Here is a 4331-nt window from a genome sequence, read left to right as displayed (position 1 = left end):
CGCATTTTGCACTTTCTCGACTGAATCCACTTTTTCCCAAGAGATATACAAATAAAAGGCGAGGGCAGCCAGCATCAAGCTGAAAGCAATGCTTAGGCGCATAACAGGAACGGAAATATTGTAAGAAGGTTTGCTACTCATCCATCACCTCTCATCGAATGCGTCTTCGATAGCCGACATAACCGGCTTCGCTGCGTATTCGATAACCCGGCGTGAACCTGTTTTCACGTCTGCGGTAAACTCCATATAAGGGGACAGCTTGTATTGTGTGCCTCCGCGCTCTAGATAGTTTTGACTGATTTGGATTTCCGCGAGGTAGAATTCAGCGTCTTCTTCTTCATAAGAAGAACGGCTGATCGATGCAATTCGACCTTCCAAAAATCCGTATTTGGCAAAGTTGTAGGTATCCATCTTCACTTTGACCGCTTGTCCGATTTCTACAAAACCCATGTCTTTACGCGGGATCTTCGCCTCTCCATGAAGGGCGTTATTGATCGGTGCAATGTCCGCGATGCTTTCACCTGGCGGTATCACAGCGGAGCGGAAGTTGAAGTGCACTTTATCTACTACACCGTCAATAGGGGCGTAAACCACGAGGCGATCCACTTTATCTGAGTGTTGAGGACGCAATATACGTTTCAACTTTAAGTCCTTGTTTGCTTGAATGATTTGCGCTTGATACTCGGCATTACGATTCTCCACCAAGTCTCGGTACTGCTTCTCTAATTTGTCGAGTTGGAAGCGCTCATTCATGACCGACTCATCAAGGTTTTCTATCTCACGCACCATGTTTGACTCTTGAACCTGCATATTCAGAACATCGACGTAAGACGCCATTTCCTCTTTGTACAAGGTGTTCTTAATATTGAGCTGCTTGCGTATCAAGGAGAGCTGGTTCTCGGAGCTTTTACGGCGCTTGAGCATTGAATCAATAAGCGAATTCTTATGTTGGATATCGTGAGTGATCAACTCTTCATTGGAACGGTTTTTAGAAAATTCTTGCTGCCAGGTATTCATGTTGACTTGCACTAATTCTGGGTACTTTTCGATGTAGGCAGAAAAATCGGGTTCCACCATATCGCGCAGGCTTTCGTAACGAATCTTGTCTAGCTCTAGCTGAATGATCTCTGTGTTTACCGTATCGAGTTGAGTGTTTCTATCCAGAGAGCGAAGGCGTGCAATAGGCTGACCTTCGTAAACTACTTCGCCTTTGCGCACTAGCATTTCTTCTAGAATACCGCCTTCAAGGTGTTGCACTTTTTCGATGTCAGATTCGAGCAATAGCTCACCGCGCACCGACACCACAATGTCGATACGAGCCTGAGATGCCACGGCGATAGCCACCATGGAAAGCAAAAAGATAACCAGCAAGGTTTTGTGTACGCTGGTCATTGCACTGGCTAGCACGATTGTATCGTCTGTTGTTACCTTCGAAGCTTCGTTGTTCGAAACGAGCGCCTTTTTGAGGTGATGTTCTATTTGCTTATTACTCATGAGCCACCCCTACGATTCACTACCTGTGCGGCTATCGATTGAATTTTCGATTTTTAACAGCTGGCTAATTTGTTTGTTTACGTTGTTAAGCTCGGTTTTAACGTCCTCAATCAATTCATTAGGAGCAGGGAAATGGTGTTTGTTTAAGTGTTCAAGCTTTGCCAATTTTGGTGGTAAGTCGTCATCACATAACAAGACGAGAATGGTCTTTAGTCTTTTTGAATAACATCTGAGTGCTTCAAAACGGTTTTGTTTATGCAGCATCTCAATATCAATCCCTGCGTCACTGAAATCTTGGTAAAAATCGCCTAATAGCAATTGCAGCCCTTTATGGCTGTTGTCGACTGAGCGCAACAGATTTGTCATATTTATCATTATCCCACCGCACTAATTGCTTTAATGACAACAAGTAAGGATCTTTATACTGGGTTTTCAAATTTTTTTGTTTTTATGGAACTCGAAAGGTATGAAAAAAGTTGTATAAAAAAGTTGGTTTCTAAAAATGGTGTCCTTTACTGCCTCTAAATACGATCAGTTAGCTAAAAGCAACGGAGGCTGTAATGGCAGGCGACACTAATCAAGAAAAAGACAATGAAAAGCTTAACGATGCGGTAGAGCAAACAGAAACGAAGGATACGGGGACAAAAGAAGAAAAACAGCAGTCGACCGTCTCTTCGACTGTAGCGACTGGTGCTGAAAGTGCAGATGCTGTTGATGAAGCCAATCGTGCGATGGAAGAAAATCCTAGTGGCGCGGGTACGGAAGAAGAAGCAGTGAGCTCGGGTGGCGCAGTTCAAGAAGAGGATACTGAAAGTAGCAGCGACTCTGACGCTGCACAATCCAATGTTGTTGATAGTGTAGCTTCTAGCGGAGAATCAGGTGACGAGGCTCTGGGCAGCGGTGGTTCGGATTCTGGGGCGGGTGCCCAAGCGGTCGGTGGTGGTGATGCCTCTGGCTCTGAAGGTGGTTCGGACGCAGAAGGCAATGAAGCGCAAGGACAAGCGGTACAAACTTCATCTGCGCCAAGTGCTTCTTCAGACTCTGAAGGTTCTCAAGGTGGTGACGAGCTAGATTCAGAAACCACTGAAGAGAGCTTCGCGGTGGATGTACAAGACACCAGCGAAGAAACCACGACGCAAGTAGAAGACGATTTCGACTCCGAAACTACGAGCGAGACGTTCCAAATTAAAGTCGAAGGTGAAAATGACGCGCCAGAAGTAGGGCAAGATCTGGCATACATCATGGATGAAGATGGCACTATTACCTTCACTCAAGAACAACTTCTCGGGTACGCGAGTGATGTTGATGGCGATGATCTTGCCGCATTTAACGTGCAAGTGGGTGCTAATGCATCAGTTGTGGATAATGGTGATGGCACTTATACCGTCACACCTGAAGCTGATTTTAATGGTGAACTCGACTTAACGTTTGATATCAGTGATGGTCAAGAAACCATTTCTAGTTCGATTGATTTAACTGTTCGTCCAATCAATGACGCACCAGTGCCTGAAGATAAAACCTTTGAGGTGGAAGAGGACGGAACTCTGATCTTCACCGATGCTGACCTGCTTGCTGGCGCAACGGATATTGAAGGCGATAACCTAACAGTTGAGGGTGTGAGTTACGATGGTGGCGATGGCATCCTGACCGACAACGGTAACGGGACTTACACTTTTGCGCCAAATGAAAACTTCAATGGCGATGTAAACTTCAGCTTTGATGTGTCCGACGGCACGGATACGGTTTCTGCCAACATTGATGTCAGTGTTACGCCTGTCGATGACGCACCAGTATCTGGCAATCTTGCTTACTCGGTGGATGAAGATGGCTCGATTCGTTTGAGCCAAGAGCAGTTGTTGTCGCAAGCTTCCGATGTGGAAGGTGATGCACTGACGGCATCTAATCTTTCGGTAGATGGCAACGCGACGGTGACTCAAAACGACGATGGCAGCTTCACCATCACACCGGACGCAGATTTCAACGGTGACATCGACATCAGCTTCGATATTTCAGATGGCACGAATACCGTTCAAGCAACCGCTGATCTAACCGTTAACCCAATCAACGATTTGCCTGTTCCTCAAGACCAACAATTCAGTGTGGAAGAGGACGGCACGCTGCAATTTACTGATGCGGATCTGCTTGCTGGTGCGACCGACATTGAAGGCGATGACCTTTCTGTAACGGGAATCAGCTATGAAGGCACCGACGGCGTTCTAACTGACAATGGCGATGGCACGTATAGCTTTGCGCCAAATGAGAACTTCAATGGCGATGTAAACTTCAGCTTCGACGTATCTGATGGCACAGATACAGTTTCAGCGAATGTAGATGTGAGCGTTACGCCGGTGAATGATCCTCCGGTGGCAGGCTCAACGTCTTACACGGTTCACGAAGACAACTCTATTACCATTTCTGACGCGCAGCTGTTGGCAAACTCTTCGGATTTAGAAGGGGATGTCTCGATAGATAGCGTGAGCTACTCTGGCAGCGATGGTGTGTTGCAAATCAATGGTGACGGTACGTACACCTTCTCTCCAAATGAAAACTTTAATGGTGAAGTGACGCTTGATGTTGTCGTCGCTGATGAAGAAGGCGCAACGGATGCCACCACTGCTGGCATTACGGTGCTGGAAGTGAACGATCCACCAGTCGCAGGACCAACTTCTTACACCATTGATGAAGACTCAGTTCTGACCTTTAGTGAGTCGCAAGTGCTGTTGAATGCCTCTGATGTGGAAGGCGATGTAGAGCTTGTTGGCATTAGTTACGATGGTCCGGATGGCATTTTCACCGTTAACGATGATGGCACGTGCAGCTTCGCGCCAAACGAGAAT

3 protein-coding genes are annotated in these 4331 nt (G+C 46.5%); 1 reads left to right on the top strand and 2 read right to left on the bottom strand.

Features of this window, described 5'->3' with window-relative positions; translation table 11 throughout:
• Nucleotides 1-144 precede the first annotated feature (144 nt).
• Both IQR33_RS25750 and IQR33_RS25745 read right to left on the bottom strand, forming a co-directional pair.
• Nucleotides 145-1494, bottom strand: coding sequence for an HlyD family type I secretion periplasmic adaptor subunit (locus tag IQR33_RS25750; protein ID WP_005375593.1), 1350 nt, complete (start codon nucleotides 1492-1494; stop codon nucleotides 145-147).
• A 9-nt stretch (nucleotides 1495-1503) separates the two neighbouring features.
• Complete coding sequence (locus tag IQR33_RS25745) at nucleotides 1504-1872, bottom strand: hypothetical protein (protein ID WP_031777210.1); 369 nt, start codon at nucleotides 1870-1872, stop codon at nucleotides 1504-1506.
• 182 nt (nucleotides 1873-2054) lie between these two features.
• On the opposite strand from IQR33_RS25745, the gene IQR33_RS34420 reads away from it, so the two are divergent.
• Nucleotides 2055-4331 (top strand): cadherin-like domain-containing protein (locus IQR33_RS34420; RefSeq protein WP_228014146.1); only part of this gene is annotated, 2277 nt, incomplete at its 3' end.

It is taken from the genome of Vibrio sp. OPT46, from assembly GCF_015163535.1.
GTDB classification, from domain to species: Bacteria; Pseudomonadota; Gammaproteobacteria; order Enterobacterales; family Vibrionaceae; genus Vibrio; species Vibrio alginolyticus.
Note: the sequence above shows the minus strand (reverse complement) of the source record. Positions and strands in the feature narration are given on the sequence as shown.